This is a genomic window from Pseudarthrobacter sp. PvP090, from assembly GCF_040547365.1.
GTDB lineage: Bacteria > Actinomycetota > Actinomycetes > Actinomycetales > Micrococcaceae > Arthrobacter.
The window spans coordinates 139,501-156,072 of record NZ_JBEPPO010000003.1 but is presented as its reverse complement, the minus strand read 5'-3'; the positions used below and the strand labels follow the sequence as shown (position 1 = coordinate 156,072).

16 protein-coding genes are annotated in these 16,572 nt (G+C 69.6%); 8 read left to right on the top strand and 8 right to left on the bottom strand.

The annotated features are described in order from the left end of the window. Positions 1-3 precede the first annotated feature (3 nt). Positions 4-729, top strand: coding sequence for a winged helix-turn-helix domain-containing protein (locus tag ABIC21_RS04455; RefSeq protein ID WP_354349207.1), 726 nt, complete (start codon positions 4-6; stop codon positions 727-729). A gap of 69 nt (positions 730-798) precedes the next feature. Beyond that, positions 799-1,278: a thioredoxin-dependent thiol peroxidase gene (bcp, locus tag ABIC21_RS04450; RefSeq protein WP_354349206.1), complete on the top strand. Its 480-nt coding sequence runs from the start codon at positions 799-801 to the stop codon at positions 1,276-1,278. An 81-nt stretch (positions 1,279-1,359) separates the two neighbouring features. On the opposite strand, the gene ABIC21_RS04445 is transcribed toward bcp, so the two are convergent. Beyond that, entirely contained in the window at positions 1,360-2,208 is an 849-nt protein-coding gene (locus ABIC21_RS04445; RefSeq protein WP_354349205.1) for a class I SAM-dependent methyltransferase, read from the bottom strand. A 96-nt stretch (positions 2,209-2,304) separates the two neighbouring features. Between ABIC21_RS04445 and ABIC21_RS04440 the strand changes: the two genes are divergently transcribed. From ABIC21_RS04440 to purM, 3 genes are all read left to right on the top strand, one after another. Next, entirely contained in the window at positions 2,305-2,649 is a 345-nt protein-coding gene (locus ABIC21_RS04440) for a hypothetical protein (RefSeq protein ID WP_354349204.1), read from the top strand. A gap of 77 nt (positions 2,650-2,726) precedes the next feature. Further along, complete coding sequence (purF, locus tag ABIC21_RS04435) at positions 2,727-4,409, top strand: amidophosphoribosyltransferase (protein WP_354349203.1); 1,683 nt, start codon at positions 2,727-2,729, stop codon at positions 4,407-4,409. Further along, complete coding sequence (gene purM, locus ABIC21_RS04430; RefSeq protein ID WP_354349202.1) at positions 4,406-5,578, top strand: phosphoribosylformylglycinamidine cyclo-ligase; 1,173 nt, start codon at positions 4,406-4,408, stop codon at positions 5,576-5,578. Before purF ends, purM begins: the two co-directional genes overlap by 4 nt. A 93-nt stretch (positions 5,579-5,671) precedes the next feature. On the opposite strand, the gene ABIC21_RS04425 is transcribed toward purM, so the two are convergent. Next, a complete protein-coding gene (locus tag ABIC21_RS04425) occupies positions 5,672-6,454 on the bottom strand; it encodes a VOC family protein (protein WP_354349201.1) in 783 nt (260 codons plus the stop codon). Positions 6,455-6,575: 121 nt separating this feature from the next. Further along, entirely contained in the window at positions 6,576-6,809 is a 234-nt protein-coding gene (locus tag ABIC21_RS04420; protein WP_282381218.1) for a DUF3073 domain-containing protein, read from the bottom strand. A 584-nt stretch (positions 6,810-7,393) separates the two neighbouring features. On the opposite strand from ABIC21_RS04420, the gene ABIC21_RS04415 reads away from it, so the two are divergent. Then, entirely contained in the window at positions 7,394-7,954 is a 561-nt protein-coding gene (locus ABIC21_RS04415; RefSeq protein ID WP_354349200.1) for a septum formation family protein, read from the top strand. 75 nt (positions 7,955-8,029) lie between these two features. On the opposite strand, the gene clpB is transcribed toward ABIC21_RS04415, so the two are convergent. Further along, a complete protein-coding gene (clpB, locus tag ABIC21_RS04410) occupies positions 8,030-10,687 on the bottom strand; it encodes an ATP-dependent chaperone ClpB (RefSeq protein ID WP_354349199.1) in 2,658 nt (885 codons plus the stop codon). Positions 10,688-11,435: 748 nt separating this feature from the next. Here clpB and ABIC21_RS04405 point away from each other — a divergent pair. Further along, positions 11,436-11,957: a carboxymuconolactone decarboxylase family protein gene (locus tag ABIC21_RS04405; RefSeq protein WP_354349198.1), complete on the top strand. Its 522-nt coding sequence runs from the start codon at positions 11,436-11,438 to the stop codon at positions 11,955-11,957. Here the strand turns inward: ABIC21_RS04405 and ABIC21_RS04400 are convergent. From ABIC21_RS04400 to ABIC21_RS04385, 4 genes are read right to left on the bottom strand one after another with little or no spacing between them, the layout of a single operon-like run. Then, entirely contained in the window at positions 11,945-12,994 is a 1,050-nt protein-coding gene (locus ABIC21_RS04400; protein ID WP_354349197.1) for a sulfate/molybdate ABC transporter ATP-binding protein, read from the bottom strand. The genes ABIC21_RS04405 and ABIC21_RS04400 overlap by 13 nt on opposite strands. Further along, a complete protein-coding gene (locus tag ABIC21_RS04395) occupies positions 12,991-13,836 on the bottom strand; it encodes an ABC transporter permease (protein ID WP_354349196.1) in 846 nt (281 codons plus the stop codon). The genes ABIC21_RS04400 and ABIC21_RS04395 overlap by 4 nt, the downstream gene beginning before the upstream one ends. Before the next feature lie 6 nt (positions 13,837-13,842). Continuing rightward, a complete protein-coding gene (modA, locus tag ABIC21_RS04390; protein ID WP_354349195.1) occupies positions 13,843-14,607 on the bottom strand; it encodes a molybdate ABC transporter substrate-binding protein in 765 nt (254 codons plus the stop codon). Continuing rightward, the gene (locus ABIC21_RS04385) at positions 14,604-15,014 is read right to left on the bottom strand and encodes a TOBE domain-containing protein (RefSeq protein ID WP_354349194.1); all 411 of its coding nucleotides are present in this window, start codon (positions 15,012-15,014) and stop codon (positions 14,604-14,606) included. The genes modA and ABIC21_RS04385 overlap by 4 nt, the downstream gene beginning before the upstream one ends. Positions 15,015-15,185: 171 nt before the next feature. Here ABIC21_RS04385 and ABIC21_RS04380 point away from each other — a divergent pair, with 171 nt between their 5' ends. Continuing rightward, positions 15,186-16,520 carry an FAD-binding oxidoreductase gene (locus tag ABIC21_RS04380; protein ID WP_354349193.1) on the top strand — a complete coding sequence of 445 codons (1,335 nt, stop codon included), beginning with the start codon at positions 15,186-15,188 and terminating at the stop codon, positions 16,518-16,520. Positions 16,521-16,572 lie beyond the last annotated feature (52 nt).

The following is a 16,572-nucleotide window of genomic DNA, read 5'->3' as shown; positions in this document are numbered from 1 at the left end:
GTCATGGCTGTCCAGGTACATTCCCCACGCGGCATATGTGCGACGGGCCCGACGCAGCCGGCGCCCGTGCAGGCTGTGCCGGCTCAGGCGGTGCCGGCTCAGGCTGTGCCGACTCACCCGGAACGCTCCCGGTCGGGGCCGGCGCTCAAGGCCCACGGCCTGGCCGTCTGGGTGGCTCCCGGCGCCGGCTTGGACGTCGACGACGCCGTGATGGCGAGGGCCGCGCAACTGCTCCTGGCACACGCCCTGAAGATTGCCCCGGAGGCGGACGTCCGGGTCTGGCCCGCCGCCGGGGCTGCAACTCCCGCGGAGAGCGGAAACCCGGTGCCGTCGTCGTCCGCTGCGGAGGACTCCCCGCAGGAGGACGACGGCGGCGCCACCCGCCTGCCGCCGTCGGCCGGCCCCGGCAGCCTCGTGTCCGTGGACCTGGCTGCCGGCGACGTGCACCTGGACGGGCAGCGGGTGCCGCTGACCGGCGTCGAATTCAAACTGCTGCGGTACCTGGTGGAGCATTGCTCCCGCACTGTGGGCCGGGAGGAGCTGCGATTGTTCCTCGAATCGTTCGATTCCCCCGCCGCGGCGTCCCGGTCCATCGACGTGTATGTGGGCCGGGTGCGGCGCAAGCTGCGGGGCGGGCGGCACGCGATCGCCACGGTCCGCGGCGGCGGCTACCAGTTTGTGCCCGGACCCCACACCAAGGTGCGCGGGCCCGCGGAATACAGCATCTGAATCAGTGGTTGTGCATCGGCAGACCGCTATTCCCGCAGACAGACCCCTCACAGACCCCGAAGGAACCCCATGAGCCCTCAGCTGACCATCAAACTCCAGCCCGGAACCCCCGCCCCGGACTTCACGCTTCCGGACGCCGCGGGACAGAAGGTCGCGCTGGCGGACTACCGCGGCAAGAACGTCATTGTGTACTTCTACCCGCAGGCCGCCACCCCGGGCTGCACCACCGAGGCCTGCGATTTCCGCGACAGCCTGGCGTCCCTGCAGGGTTCCGGGTATGAGGTGCTGGGCATCTCCCCCGACGCGCCGGAGGAACTGGCGCACTTCACCGGCGACTTCGCACTCACCTTCCCGCTGCTCGCCGACGAGGACCACGCCGTGGCGCTGGCCTACGGCGCGTGGGGCGAGAAGCTGGTCAACGGCGAGGTCACCGAGGGGATCGTCCGCTCCACCGTGGTGCTCGACCCCGAGGGCAAGGTGAAGCTGGCGCAGTACCAGGTCAAGGCGCAGGGCCACGTCGCCGCGCTGAAGGACGAACTCGGCGTCTAGGGACGCTGCGATTCCGCGGCGCTTTCGGACGCGCGCGCCCCGGATCCGCGCCGCGCCAGTCCGAAAGTGCCGCGAACCCGGCTACGCCCGCGTCCCCGCCACGATGGTGGCCGTGGAGCGGAGCCGGATGGCGCCGTTGTGCTCGTAGCGGCCCAGCAGCTGGAAGACGTCGGAGCGGATCAGCTCGCGGGATTCCGCGTCCGCCCTGGCCAGTCCCACCGCCACCGTGGTCGCAATGTCGGTCATGAACTCCCAGTAGAGCTCCGGTGACGCCTGCACCAGGTCCGTGCTGACTTTCCGTTCGATGACGTCGACCAGGCCGGCCTCCGTAAAGACCCGGCTCATGAAGCCCTGCGCAGCGCACCGGAACAGGCCGGGTGCGCCAGCGGGCGGCACCGGCAGTTCGGTATGGCGGGCGATCGTGCCGAGGATCAGCGTGGCCCACGGGTTCTCCGCGGCCCGGCCCCAGACGGCGGCGCTGATCCGGGCGCCCGGCTTGGCGACGCGCACCATTTCGTCCACGGCGTCGGACATCCTGGGGAAGAACATCAGGCCGAAGCGGCAGAGGACCGCATCGTACGCGGCGTCGCCGAAGGGCAACTGGGCGGCGTCGCCGACGGCGGTGTGCACGTTGGTGAGCCCCCGGCCCGACGCCTTCTCGACCGCCACGCTCAGCATCCCCTCGGAGAGGTCAAGCAGGGTGACGCTGCCGCGGGGGACGAGGGCGGCCGCCGTGAGACCCGGTTCCCCGGTTCCGGCTGCGACGTCGAGGACAACGGAGTCGGGGCGCAGCCACGCCTCCTGGATGACCGCATCACCGAACGGCGCGTGCCAGCCGAGCACTTCGGCGTCCCATTTCTGCCAGCCTGCGGAAAATTCATCCCAGGTGCTGCGCTGCTGGTCCCTGATCTGCTCGGGTGAGGCTGACATGGCGCTCCTTGGCTGTTCCGTGCCCTCCCCCACCCCCCTAGTGTGGCCCCGCCGCCCGGCGGGAGCAATGGCTGCCGGGGCAGTAGGCTTAACGGCATGTCTACCCCCGAAAACCCCGGCACCGCAGGCGAGCAGCACATCCCCGAACGGCGCGAGATCACCGTGCGCCGGGCGCCGAAGTTCGTGCCCTTCCTGGTCCTGGGCGGTCTTCTGGGCTTCGGCGTGGCCGCCTTCCTCGCCTACGGCCTCCCGGGCGATGAGGCCTTCGACGCCGGCGCCGTCTTCGGTTTCTTCCTGATCCTGTGCGGCGCGGGCGGCGTCGTCCTGGGCGGCGTCGCGGCGCTCGTCCTGGACCGCCTGAGCGTGCGCCGGGCCCAGCGCGCCGTCGTCGAATCCGTTCCCGATTCCGAGCCCGACACCGAGGACCGGCCGGGCGCCTGACCGGCGGCGGCCAACCCCCGGAGGTCATAAACCGGCCGCCGGGAAAGTCCTAGCGCACAACGTGAGATAATCGACCAGTGGCACGCGGCGATGGAAAACTTTCTCATGACCTTCTCTCTGGCGAAAAAGGCCCCCAGGACGCATGTGGCGTCTTCGGGGTCTGGGCTCCCGGCGAAGAGGTTGCAAAACTCACCTATTACGGGCTGTATGCACTGCAGCACCGCGGTCAGGAGTCGGCTGGTATAGCCACCAGCGACGGCAAGCGGATCAACGTCTACAAGGACATGGGACTTGTCTCCCAGGTCTTCGACGAGACCACGCTCAACACCCTGACCGGGCACCTGGCCGTTGGCCACTGCCGTTACTCCACCACCGGCGCGAGCCACTGGGCCAATGCGCAGCCCACCCTGGGCGCCACCGCGACCGGCACCGTGGCCCTGGCCCACAACGGCAACCTGACCAACACCGCCGAGCTCAAAGCCATGATCGTGGACCGCAACGGCGGCCAGCTCACCGGTGAAATGAAGCAGGGCAACACCTCGGACACGGCCCTCGTCACCGCCCTGCTGGAGGGCGAAGCCGGCAGGTCGCTCGAACAGACCGCCATGGAGCTGCTGCCCAAGATCAAGGGCGGCTTCTGCTTTGTCTTCATGGACGAAGGCACCCTCTACGCAGCCCGCGACACGTACGGCATCCGCCCGCTTTGCCTGGGCCGGCTGGAGCGCGGCTGGGTGGTCGCCTCCGAGCAGTCCGCCCTCGCCACCGTCGGCGCCAGCTTCATCCGCGAAATCGAGCCCGGCGAGTTCATCGCGATCGACGAGGACGGTGTCCGCTCCCAGCGCTTCGCGGAGGCGACGCCGGCCGGCTGCGTCTTCGAGTACGTCTACCTCGCCCGCCCGGACGCCTCCATCGCCGGCCGCTCCGTGTACGAGTCCCGCGTGGAAATGGGCCGCCAGCTGGCCCGCGAAAACACCCAGGAAGCGGACATCGTCATCCCGGTCCCGGAATCCGGAACCCCCGCAGCCGTCGGCTACGCCGAGGAATCCGGCATCCCCTTCGCCCACGGCTTCGTGAAAAACTCCTACGTTGGCCGGACCTTCATCCAGCCCTCCCAGACGCTGCGCCAGCTGGGCATCCGGCTCAAGCTCAACGCGCTGGAATCCGTGATCCGCGGCAAGCGCGTCGTGGTGGTGGATGACTCGATCGTCCGCGGCAACACCCAGCGCGCAATCGTCCGGATGCTCCGGGAGGCCGGCGCCGCCAGCGTCCACATCAAGATTTCCTCCCCGCCGGTGAAGTGGCCGTGCTTCTACGGCATCGACTTCGCCTCCCGGGCGGAACTGATCGCCAACGGCGCCACCGTCGAAGAGATCACCCAGGCCATCGGCGCCGACTCCCTGGCCTACATTTCCGAAGACGGCATGATCGGCGCCACGCAGCAGCCGCGCGAACGGCTGTGCACGGCATGCTTCACGGGCCAGTACCCGATCGAGCTTCCGGGGGCCGACAAGCTGGGGAAGAACCTGCTCGAACGCACCGACCTGGGCGGGCTCCCTGCCGGCGGAGATGCCGCGCTCGGCGCCGCAGCGTCGGAAACCGCCGCCGAAGCGGCCGCCGGGATCAGCCCCGACGAGGATCCGGCGGAGAAGTCCGGCGCCACCGGCTGCGATCCGGGTCCGGACGCCGAATTTGAAGAACTGCTCACCGATGCCGATCGCGTTGATCGAACCATTGCTGCCGACAAGAAAGAGCCCGTATGACTTCCGCCTCCCCGGCCGCTGACATGAACGCCGCCCAGAACGCCGTCGGCATTACCTACGCCTCTGCCGGCGTCGACGTCGAAGCGGGCGACCGCGCAGTCGAACTCATGAAGGACGCCATCAAGGCGACCCACAACTCCTCGGTGATCGGCGGCGTCGGCGGCTTCGCTGGCCTGTACGACGTCTCGCGCCTGCTCACGTACAAGCGCCCGCTGCTGGCCACCTCCACCGACGGCGTCGGCACCAAGGTAGCCATCGCGCAGGCCATGGACATCCACGACACCATCGGCTTCGACCTTGTCGGCATGGTGGTCGACGATATCGTCGTGGTGGGCGCCGAGCCGCTGTACATGACCGACTACATCGCCTGCGGCAAGGTGGTCCCGGAACGCATCGCGGACATCGTCCGCGGCATCGCGGCCGCCTGCTCCGTGGCCGGCACCGCCCTGGTGGGCGGCGAAACCGCCGAGCACCCGGGCCTGCTGGGCGAGCACGAGTACGACGTCGCCGGTGCCGCCACCGGTGTTGTCGAAGCCGCCGACCTGCTGGGCCCGGACCGCGTCCGCGCCGGTGACGTCGTGATCGGCATGGCGTCCTCCGGGCTGCACTCCAACGGCTACTCCCTGGTCCGCCGCGTCATCAACCACGCCGGCTGGGCGCTGGACCGCCACGTCTCCGAATTCAGCCGCACGCTGGGCGAGGAACTCCTGGAACCGACCCGCGTCTACGCCGCCGACTGCCTGGACCTGGCCCGCACCTTCCCGGTGAACGGCTCCGCCGCCGGCCAGGCCGTGCACGGCTTCAGCCACGTGACCGGCGGCGGGCTCGCCGCCAACCTGGCCCGCGTCCTGCCGCAGGGCCTGCTGGCCACCGTGGACCGCGCCACCTGGCAGCTGCCTGCCATCTTCCGCCTCGTCGCCGAACTGGGCAACGTCCCGCTGGCCGACCTGGAGCGCACCCTGAACCTGGGCGTGGGCATGGTCGCGATCGTTTCCCCCGAGGCCGCCGACGCCGCCGTGAACCGGCTCAACGAGCGTGGGCTGCCGGCCTGGGTCATGGGCACCGTGGAGGAAAACTCGGACTCGATCGTCAAGACCGGACCGGACTACGTCCAGGGCGCCAAGGGCGTCGACGGCGGCGCCGTCCGGCTGGTCAACGCGTACGCCTGACCCCCGCTTAACCCCCATCGAGTGCTCCACAACTGCCGTTTAGAACCCCCAAAACGGCAGTTGTGGAGCACTCGATGTTTTTAAGCCGCGGACTTAGACCTCCAGGACGCTGAACACGCCGCCCTGCGGATCCTCGAGGGTGGCGATGGTGCCGGCTTCCTCGTCCCCGTCCGGTGCGATCAGGACCGTGCCGCCGGCTGCCTCGGCCGCCGCGACTGCCCCGGGGACGCTGGACACCCCGAAGTAGACCTGCCACCCCGGCTTGAGCGTGCCCTCGGCATCCGCCGGGACCGCGGCGATGCCGGCCACCTCCGCGCCGTTGACCATCAGCGTGCTGTACTTGCCGCCGTCGTCCTGCGGGTACTCGGTCACGTCCTGGCCGAACAGCTGCTGGAAGAATCCGACGGCGGACTGCGGCTCGGGCGTCAGCAGTTCGGCCCACGCCAGGGCGCCGGGCTCTCCGCTGCGGACGGTGCCGAAGTGGCTGCCGGCCTGCCAGGCTCCGGTGGTGCCGCCGCCGGGCGGGGCGAAGAAGACCATCACGCCGGTGCCGCCCACCTCCTCGGGGCCGAACTCCAGGGTGCCGCCGGCGTGGACCAGACCGTCGGCGAGCTCCTGGGCGTCGGAGGACGCGAAGTACACGTTCCACTGGCCGGGCGCTCCGGCGGCCTGCTGCTGCGGATTCTGCGGCGCGATTACGGTGACCAGGTCCTCGCCCAGGAATGCCTGCGCGTAGCTGCGCCCGTCCGGGGTGGGCAGGTCCTCAAAGCGCCAGCCGAAGACCGCGGCATAGAACGCCTTGGCCGCCGCGACGTCACTGGTCTGGAGGTCCGTCCAGCAGACTTCCCCCTCGGTGAAACCCGTGCGAATGGTCATGGCAGTCCTTTCGGGTAGCAGAAAACCCGCCGTCCACCCCATTGCTGGGAGTGGCCGGCGGGCCTGAAATCATGTGGTCGGCATTCCGCTAACGGAGGAGCATGCCGGAAAGAAGTGTCGACTAACCTATCCGACGGGAATCTACCTCGTCGTCGTCCTCTTCCACATCGTCCGCGTACTTGTCCACGTAGGCCGAATAATCCGGCTCGACAGGCTCACTCGAGAATCGACTCGGTGCCCGGACTTCAGAGCTCTTGAGCTCACGCTGAAGAGCAGTGTAGTCAGTGTTCGGGGAATAGTACTTAATATCCCGAGCCTGCTTGGTAGCTTTTGCCTTTTGACGGCCGCGCCCCATGGCGTGACCCCCTTTTGTACTCGGACCGGAGGTGGTCACCATTGGCGTTAGTGAGGCCCCGGAATGTTTGGTCAATTTGTCGTACACCTAGATTACATGCTTTCAGCGGTAACTGCTCCCCGCGACGGCCGCCCCGGACAGTGTCGGGCGCGCCACCCCTCCGGACGGCGTTGCGGCGGCATGCCGGCCGCACGGCATCTTAGATAGAGTTCCCTAGTGGACTTCTGGAAACGGGTTCCACCGCCGGGCGTCCCGCCACGGCGCAGATGCACGGAAGTGGTGAATTCTCGGTGACCGAAGAGAACGAAAGGCCCGGCAACCCCGGCACGTCTGGGGTCCCCCCGGCCGGCCGACCCGGCGAGAGATCCGCGCCCGGCGTACCCCCGAAACCGTCTGCGCCGCCCACATCCGCGACACCCGTAGTGCCGCCAGCGGCCCCGCCGGCGACCCCACCCGCTCCGCCCGCCCGCCCGACTGTGCAGCCGGCCAACCGACCCGACGGCGGGCAGGACGGCGCCCCGGAGACCTCGGTTCCCCCGCGTTCCGCGGGTTCCGTCACCGCCGCACTGGCGGGAGCCGGCAAAATGGCGTCGGACAAAGGGTCCCAGCTCGGAGGCTGGGTACGCCGCCAGGGTGCCGCGAGGACGGGCGCCGCCGTGGCCGCCGTCGCCGTCATGGGTCTGCTGATCTGGTTGCTGACCTCGCTGGGTGGCGGGCCGAAGCAGTCCGCGGCGGACGTCTCCCCCGCTCCTGCCGCGACGTCGGCCGCCCCCGCGAGCCGGGGACCGCTCCCGCTGGAGGGGGTCGGGCCACTGGACTTCCGGCTCGGCGACTGCTTCAAGGATTTCGATCCGGAAGCGCCGCAGTCCACCATTGTGGACTGCACGACGGGGCACTCGGCCCAGCTGATCGCGATCCACCATTACCAGGCCTCGGACGCTTATCCCGGGCTGGCCGCGCTGAAGGACAAGGGCCGTGAGACGTGCCGCAATGCGCAGGTGGCCGCCGCTGCCGCCACCACCTACAACCTGCTGCAGCGCAATGCCTACCCGAGCTCCTCGAGCTGGGACAACGGCGACCGCCGTGTGGACTGCTACGTGACCGCGGATGCCGGGAACGTCATCATGGAATCGCTGGTTCCCTAGGCTTCCCGCAGAGGTTCTGCGCACAGGAACGCCGGCCGGAGCACGCTCCGGCCGGCGTTCCTGTTTAAGGCTGCGTTACTCCTTGCGGCGGACGGAGAGCCCGCTGCCGGTCGAGGCGCCGCCGTTGGGCCGGTCCGACGCTGCGACGCCGCCCAGGGCCAGCTCCGTCAGGTCCGGGGCGGTGTCCACCAGCACGGTGTCGCCGTCCGTGATCTCGCCGGCCAGGATGGCCTTCGCCAGCCGGTCGCCGATCTCGCGCTGAACCAGGCGGCGCAGCGGCCGCGCACCGTACGCGGGGTCGAAGCCGGTCACCGCGAGCCAGGCACGGGCCCCCTCGGTCACTTCCAGGTTGAGCCGGCGGCCCTTGAGCCGTTCGCCCAGTTCCTTGACCTGCAGCTCCACAATCCGGGACAGCTCCTCGACGCTCAGCGGGTCGAACAGCACCACCTCATCGAGCCGGTTCAGGAACTCGGGCTTGAACGAGGCGTGCACGGTGGCCATGACGGCCTCGCGCTTGGCGTTCGCATCCAGGGTGGGGTCGACCAGGAACTGGCTGCCCAGGTTGGACGTGAGGACCAGGATCACGTTGCGGAAGTCCACGGTGCGGCCTTGGCCGTCGGTGAGCCGGCCGTCGTCGAGCACCTGCAGCAGGATGTCGAACACCTCCGGGTGGGCCTTCTCCACCTCGTCCAGCAGCAGCACCGAGTAGGGGCGGCGGCGGACGGCCTCGGTGAGCTGGCCGCCCTCCTCGTAGCCCACATAGCCGGGGGGCGCCCCGACGAGCCGGGCCACGGAGTGCTTCTCGGAATATTCGGACATGTCGATCCGCACCATGGCGCGTTCGTCGTCGAACAGGAAATCGGCCAGGGCCTTCGCCAGCTCGGTCTTGCCGACGCCCGTGGGGCCAAGGAACAGGAAGGAGCCGGTGGGCCGGTTGGGGTCGCTGATGCCGGCCCGGGCCCGGCGGACGGCGTCAGAGACCGCAGTGACGGCCTTGGCCTGGCCGATGAGCCGCTCACCGAGCACATGCTCCATCTCCAGCAGCTTCTGGCTCTCGCCCTGCAGCATGCGGCCGGCGGGGATGCCGGTCCAGGCGGAAATCACCTCGGCGATGTCGTCGGCGGTGACCTCTTCGGCCACCATCTGCCCGGATTTGTCCGGCACTGCCGCTTCTGCCTCGGCGGCCGCGTTCAGTTCACGCTCCAGCGCGGGGATCTCGCCGTACAGCAGCCGGGAAGCCGTTTCCAGATCGCCTTCACGCTCGGCCTTTTCCTCCTTGGAGCGCAGCTCATCAAGCTTGGCCCGGAGGTCGCCCGCGCGGTTCAGCCCTGCTTTCTCGGCCTCCCAGCGGGCGTTGAGGGCCGCGAGTTCCTCTTTTTTGTCCGCCATGTCCGCGCGCAGGGCTGCAAGGCGTTCCACCGACGCAGGATCGGTTTCGCCGGCCAGGGCCAGCTCCTCCATGGTCAGGCGGTCCACCTGGCGGCGCAGCTGGTCGATCTCCTCAGGAGCGGAGTCGATTTCCATGCGCAGCCGGGACGCGGCCTCGTCGACGAGGTCGATCGCCTTGTCCGGGAGCTGGCGGCCGGAGATGTAGCGGTTGGAGAGCGTGGCGGCGGCGACGAGGGCGGAGTCGGAAATGGAGACCTTGTGGTGCGCCTCGTAGCGTTCCTTGAGGCCGCGCAGGATGCCGATGGTGTCCTCCACGCTCGGCTCCCCGACGAAGACCTGCTGGAAGCGGCGTTCCAGCGCGGGGTCCTTCTCGATGTTCTCGCGGTACTCGTCCAGCGTGGTCGCGCCGATCAGCCGCAGCTCGCCGCGGGCCAGCATGGGCTTGAGCATATTGCCGGCGTCCATGGAGCTGTCACCGGACGCGCCCGCCCCGACCACCGTATGGAGCTCGTCGATGAAGGTGACGATCTGGCCTTCGGAGCCCTTGATTTCGGCCAGGACGGCCTTGAGCCGCTCCTCGAATTCGCCACGGTACTTGGCGCCGGCCACCATGGAGGCCAGGTCCAGGGCAATCAGGGTCTTGCCGCGCAGGCTTTCGGGGACGTCGTTGGCGACGATCCGCTGGGCGAGGCCTTCGACGACGGCGGTCTTGCCGACGCCGGGTTCGCCGATGATGACGGGGTTGTTCTTGGTCCGGCGGCTCAGCACCTGGATGATGCGGCGGATCTCGGCGTCGCGGCCGATCACCGGGTCCAGCTTGCCGGAGCGGGCAATCGCGGTGAGGTCGGTGCCGTACTTCTCCAGGGCCTGGAAGGTGTTTTCGGGGTCGGCGGAGTCCACCTTGCGGTCGCCGCGGATGCCCGGGAGGGCGGCGAGCAGGGCCTCGTGGGAGGCTCCGGCGTCGCGCATCAGCTTGCCGACGGCGTCGCTTCCGGACGCGAGCCCCAGCAGCAGGTGCTCGGTGGAGACGAACGTGTCGCCGAGCTGCTCGGCCTCGTTTTGGGCGTTCTTGATGGCCTGCAGGGCGGTGCGGGACAGCTGCGGCTGCTGCACCGAGCTGCCGGAGGTCGAGGGAAGCGCCTTGATCGCGGTGCTGGCCTGGACGCTGACGGAATCCGGGTCCGTGCCGGTGGCGCGGAGCAGCGCCACGGCCACACCCTCGCGCTGGTCCATGAGCGCCTTGAGCAGATGAGCGGGTTCGAGCTGGGGGTTGCCCGCCGTTGAGGCGTTCATGGCGGCTGCCGAAAGAGCCTCCTGGCTCTTGGTGGTGAATTTGGCGTCCAAAGAGAGCTCCTTCCGGGAACATGCTGGTATTGAAGTTGAGTCTACTCCGCTCAACTTTGCATCCGGTCCCTTTGGCTCCATGTTTGCCGACGGCGAAACTGCTGTCTAGGGCCGGAGTCCCCCGCAGGCCCACTTCTCCGCCCGGGGGACATGCCCTCCGCGCGCGCTGGCCACTGGACATAGTCCCAATATGCCCCCTCATGGAGCCAAAGACTGGACATGTCCCCAGGGATTGAGCCGCGCGAATGGACATGCCCCTCGCGCAGTGGCGTGGGGACGGCCCGCGAATGGACATGCCCCCTGGCCCACGGGCCCGGAACTGGCGCCTCCGATGGACATGTCCATTTGGACCGGGTCGCTGGAATGGACATGCCCTCCGTGCGCGCTGGCCACTGGACATAGTCCCAACATGCCCCCTCATGGAGCCAAACACTGGGCATGTCCCCAGGGGCTGGGCCGCACAAATGGACATGTCCAGTGCGCCCGTGTTCGGGAAGCCCCCAGCACTCCCCGCCACCCCCCAACCCCGCCAACCCCATTCAATTCCCGTTAAACCCATTCGACGGTCGGCTCCCCCAAGGAGCCGACCGTCGATTGATGGGGGCTGGTCCGATGTCGGCGGACCAGCTCCGGGGGCGGTCGAGGGAACCGCTCCCGCGTGGGATTTAGTTGTTCATGCATCTTGTCACACATATGACAAATCTGTCACGTCCCTTTTTTGAAGTTTTCCGTGGGTAGTCTTTTGAGCATGGATGAGAAAGCGGCAGCGCAGCACCCCACCACCCGATCCATTTTTCTGGACAAGGAGCACCCGGCCGCCTGGCGTGCCCTCAACGGACTGGGCCTGAAAGCGAAGGAGGCCGCGGATGAGGCCGGCCTGGACCGGACGCTGATCGAGCTGCTGAATGTCCGTATCTCGCAGATCAACGGCTGCGCCTACTGCCTGGACCTACACGTGGGTGACGCCGTGAAGAACGGCGAATCCGCGCAGCGACTGGCGGTCCTGCCGGCCTGGCGGGACACGGACCTGTTCACCGAGACGGAACGCGCCGCCCTGACCCTGGCCGAGGCGATCACCAACATCTCGGACGCCCGCGCCCGCGAGCACGAGGGCGCCGCCGCACGGAAACACCTCACGGACGGGCAGTTCTCCGCCATCAGCTGGCTCGTGATCGCCATGAACGCCTTCAACCGGGTGTCGATCGTCAGCCAGCACCCCGTCCGCAAGGACCGCGGGGAGCCCGCCGCCGGCCGCCGTCAGGCCGGGTAGATCGACACCGCCGCGGCCTTGACCACGAAGTAGACCTCAAGGCCGGGAGCCAGGCCCAGGTCCGCGGACGCGGCCGGGGTGACATCCGCCGACAGCTCGCCGGCGCGGACCCGGACCTGGTCCCCGTGCGGCTCCAGGTCCGTGACTGTGACGCGGAACGAGTTCCGCGGGCTGCCGTGCGCCTCGCCCAGGAACACCGAGACGGCCGACGGCGGGAACGCCGCCACACCGGCCTGCCCGGGTACCAGCGGCGCGTCGTGCTGGCCCGCGAAGTCCAGGCCCTCGGCGGACCGGATCCCGGCCGGCGTCACGGTCCCCGCCACCAGGTTCAGCCCGGCCAGCCCCGCGGCGAACCGGCTGCGCGGACGCCGGAGGACCTCGCGGGTGGGCCCATCCTCGGTGACCCGGCCGTCCTCCATCACGATCACCCGGTCCGCGAGCATGTAGGCGTCCAGGACGTCGTGGGTGACGATGATGGCGCGCCGCCCGGCCAGCACCCGCTTGAGCAGCCGCCGCAGCAGCGGAGCCGCATGGATGTCCAGGGCGGAGAGGGGCTCGTCCAGCAGCAGTACTTCAGGATCCACGGCCAGGGCACGGGCCGCCGCCACGCGCTGCGCCTGCCCGCCGGACACCTCCCCGGGCCGGCGGTCGGCGAGGCCGGCGGCGTCGACCTCGGCCAGCCAGCGCCGGGCGGTCTCCCGCGCTTCCCGCCGGGGAACCCCCGCGCTCCGCGGCCCGAAGGCGACGTTTTCGAGGGCGCTCAGGTGCGGAAACAGCAGGGGATCCTGGGCCAGCAGGGCGGTTCCGCGGCGGTGCGGCGGAGTCCAGGTGTGCACGCCGGGACCCAGCTCGAACAGCACCCGCCCGTTCACTTCGGCACGGCCCGTGTCCGGGCGGAGCAGCCCGGCGACCACCGAGAGCAGGGTCGATTTTCCGGCCCCGTTCGGGCCGAGCACGGCCACGGTCTCCCCCGGCGCCAGGCTCAGCGACACCTCAAAGCGGCGGGCGGCGAGGACGGCGTCGAAAGTGAACGTCATGCCGGCACCCGCCCGGGGGTGGCGGTCCGCGCCGACCGGCCGCCGGACCCGGCCGGCGCCGGTCCCCGGTAGGAGAGCCCGACGACGACAACCGCCACCACGACCAGCAGCAGGGAAAGCGCGACGGCGGCGTCGGCGTCGGTCTCCCGCTGCAGGTAGATTTCCAGCGGCAGCGTGCGGGTGACGCCCTGCAGGCTCCCGGCGAAGGTGAGCGTGGCGCCGAATTCGCCCAGGCTCCTGGCGAAGGAGAGCACGGCCCCGGACGCCAGCCCGGGCAGGACCAGCGGCAGGGTGACCCGGCGCAGCACGGTGGTGGGGCGCGCGCCGAGGGTCGCGGCCACGGCCTCGTACTGGCTGCCGGCCGAGCGGAGGGCGCCTTCGAGGCTGACCACCAGGAACGGCAAGGCCACGAAGGTCTGGGCGAGCACCACCGCCGACGTCGTGAACGCGATCTGGATGCCGGCGATTTCGAGGCTCTGCCCCAGCAGGCCCTGGCGTCCGAAGGCGTAGAGCAGCGCGATGCCGCCCACCACGGGGGGCAGCACGAGCGGCAGCAGGACGAAGGAACGCAGCAGCCGCTTGCCCGGGAAGTCGCCGCGGGCCAGCACCAGCGCCAGCGGCACCCCGAACAGCACACACAGCACCGTGCTCGCGGCGGCCGTGCGGAGGCTGAGCCCCAGAGCGGTAAGCGAGGCTTCCGAGGTGACAAGCGGGATGAACTGCGGCCAGTTGACCCGGCCCAGCATCGCCGCGAGCGGCAACAGCACAAACAGCGCCCCGACGGCGGCAATGGCCGCGACCCAGCGCGGGATCCCGTTGTAGGTGCTGTCTCTGCGTTTCATGCGGGCCTAGGGGGTTCCGAAGCCGGCGCCGCGGAGGAGCTGCTGGCCGTCGGAGCCTGTGACGGTCTCGATGAAGGCGGCCGCGAGGTCATTGTTCCCGCCGGTCCGCACCGCTGCGATCGGATAGGTGTTGACGGCCCGCGCCGACTCGGGGAAGGGGACTTCCTGCACCTTGCCGCCTGCGGTCCTGACGTCCGTGACATAGACCAGGCCGGCGTCGGCCTCCCCCGAGACGACCTTGCCCAGGACGTCGGTCACGGAGGACTCCTCGCTGACCGGTTGCAGCGTGGTGCCGGTTTCCTGTTCAAGGGCCTTCGTGGCCGCGCCGCACGGGACCTGCGCCGCGCAAATAACCGTCCTGACGCCGGGCCTGGCGAGATCCGCAAAGGTGGCGATGGAGGCGGGGTTCCCCGGGGGCACGGCGATGGTCAGCACATTGCTCGCGAAGTCCCGGGGTGATCCTTCCACCAGTCCTGCGCCGCTGAGTTTGGCCATGGTGTTGGCATCGGCGGAGGCGAAGACATCCGCCGGGGCGCCCTGGCTGATCTGGGTGGCGAGGTCGGAGGACCCTGCGAAGCTGAGCGTCACGGTGGTTCCCGGGTGCGCGGCCTCGAACTCCTCGGCGAGCGCCGTGAAGGGGGCCTTGAGGGAAGCCGCGGCGAAGACGGTGACGGTCCCGCCGGCGCCCCCGGCCGGTGCGGCGCAGCCCGCCAGGCCGGTGGCAACAATTCCTGCCACCAGCGAGGCGGCGGCCCTGATGGCAGTCCTCATATGATGCCCTTGCCTTTGGGCGTTTCGATGATCACCGTGGTGGCTTTGACGACGGCGGTCGCGACCGAGCCGAGCTCCAGGCCGAGTTCCCGCACGGCCTCGCTGCTCATCAGGGACACCACCCGGAACGGCCCGCACTGCAGTTCCACCTGGGCCATGACGGTGTCGGCGGTGATGGCGGTGACGAGCCCGACGAAGCGGTTGCGGGCCGAGCTGCCGGCCTTGGCCGGGTCATCCGGAAGCTGGGCCTGCTCCCGGGCAAGCCGCGCCAGTTCCAGCCCGTCGACGGCGAGCCGTCCGGCGTCGTCCTTGAGCGGCGTCAGGCTTCCGTTCTCCGTCCAGCGCCGGATGGTGTCGTCGCTGACACCCAGCAACCGTGCCGCCTCGGAAACGCGAATATTAGGCATACGGCAACCCTAACCCGCGTTTGCGACTAATGATGCTCTCTTGATCCGCAAATTCGGAGCTCGCCTCCCGTGTCGGCGTCGGGGGCCAACCCGCGGACTCTAGCCCCCGCGCCGTCACCGGACTTAAAGTTTCTGCGAGGGGTGGAGCCGCGGTCGCCGAGGAGCACCGCCGTGAAGTGGATCAAACCTGAGGACCCGGGCTACGACGAGTCCCGGACGCTGTTCAACGCCATGATCGACCGCCGCCCCGCGGTGATTGCCCCCTGCAGCACCCCGGCCGACGTCGCCGAGGCGCTGAAATACGCAGGCGACCACAACCTTGCCGTCGCGGTCCGCGCCGGCGGTCATTCAGTGGCCGGCATGTCGCTGAACGACGGCGGCCTGGTGATCGACGTGCGCCCCATGAAGTCCGTGAGCGTGGACCCGGACGCCCGCACGGTCACCGCTGGCGCCGGCCTGACGTGCGGGGAATTCGACCGCGCCACCCAGCAGCACGGGCTCGCCCTCACCGGCGGCCGGGTCTCCACCACGGGCCTGGCCGGCTTCACCCTGGGCGGCGGCTCTGGCTGGCTGGAGCGGGCCTTCGGCTTCGCCTGCGACGGCCTCCGCTCCGTGGACCTGGTGACGGCTTCCGGCGAACAGGTCACCGCCAGCGCCACGGAGAACCCCGAGCTGTTCTGGGCCCTGCACGGCGGCGGTGGGAATTTCGGCGTCGCCACGTCCTTCACGTTCGGGCTGAACCGGCTCGGCCCGAAGGTCCACGCGGGCCTCATGCTGTGGCCGGGCGACGCGGCGGACGAAATCAGCCGGGGCTTCCGGGAACTGGCGCTCGCGGCGCCGAACGAGGAAACCGGCGCCCTCATCTACCTGACCGTCCCGGACGAGCCCGGCATGCCGCCGGAGCTGGTCGGCAAGATGGCGGTCGCCGTCGTCTACCTCTACGCCGGGGACGCCGCGGAGGGCGCCGAACACGCCAGGCCCTACCGTGCGCTGAAGCCTGCCGCGGACTTCCTGGAGGACATCGACTACGCCGACTTCCAGTGTTCCCTCGACGACCCGCCCGGCAAGTACAACTACTGGAGCGCGGACTACCACGACGAACTGTCCGACGCCGCCCTGGACGTTATCGTCGATTCCGCCCGCAACCTCCCGGGGCCGAGTTCGCAGCAGCTGATTGCCCGCTGGGGCGGGGCTGTGGGCGGTCCGGCCGCGGCGGCGACCCCGCTGACGAACAGGAACGCCAACTGGGTGACCCACCCCTTCGGCCTGGGCGAAACCCCGCAGGACGGCCTGGAGGCGAAGGCCTGGGTCAAGAGGTTCCGCCAGGACATCGCGCCGTACGCGACCGGGGGCGTGTGGCTTAACTTCATCGGCGACGAAGGCCAGGAGCGGGTCCGGGCGGCCTTCGGGGACGAGAACTATGCCCGGCTGGCCCGCGTGAAACGGGAGTTCGATCCGGAGAACACCTTCCACGGCAACCAGAACATCCGCCCCGCCACTTCCTGATAAACGGGCCAGGCTCCGCGGGCTGGGGCCTCCGGCTGTGAGACGGTTGGTA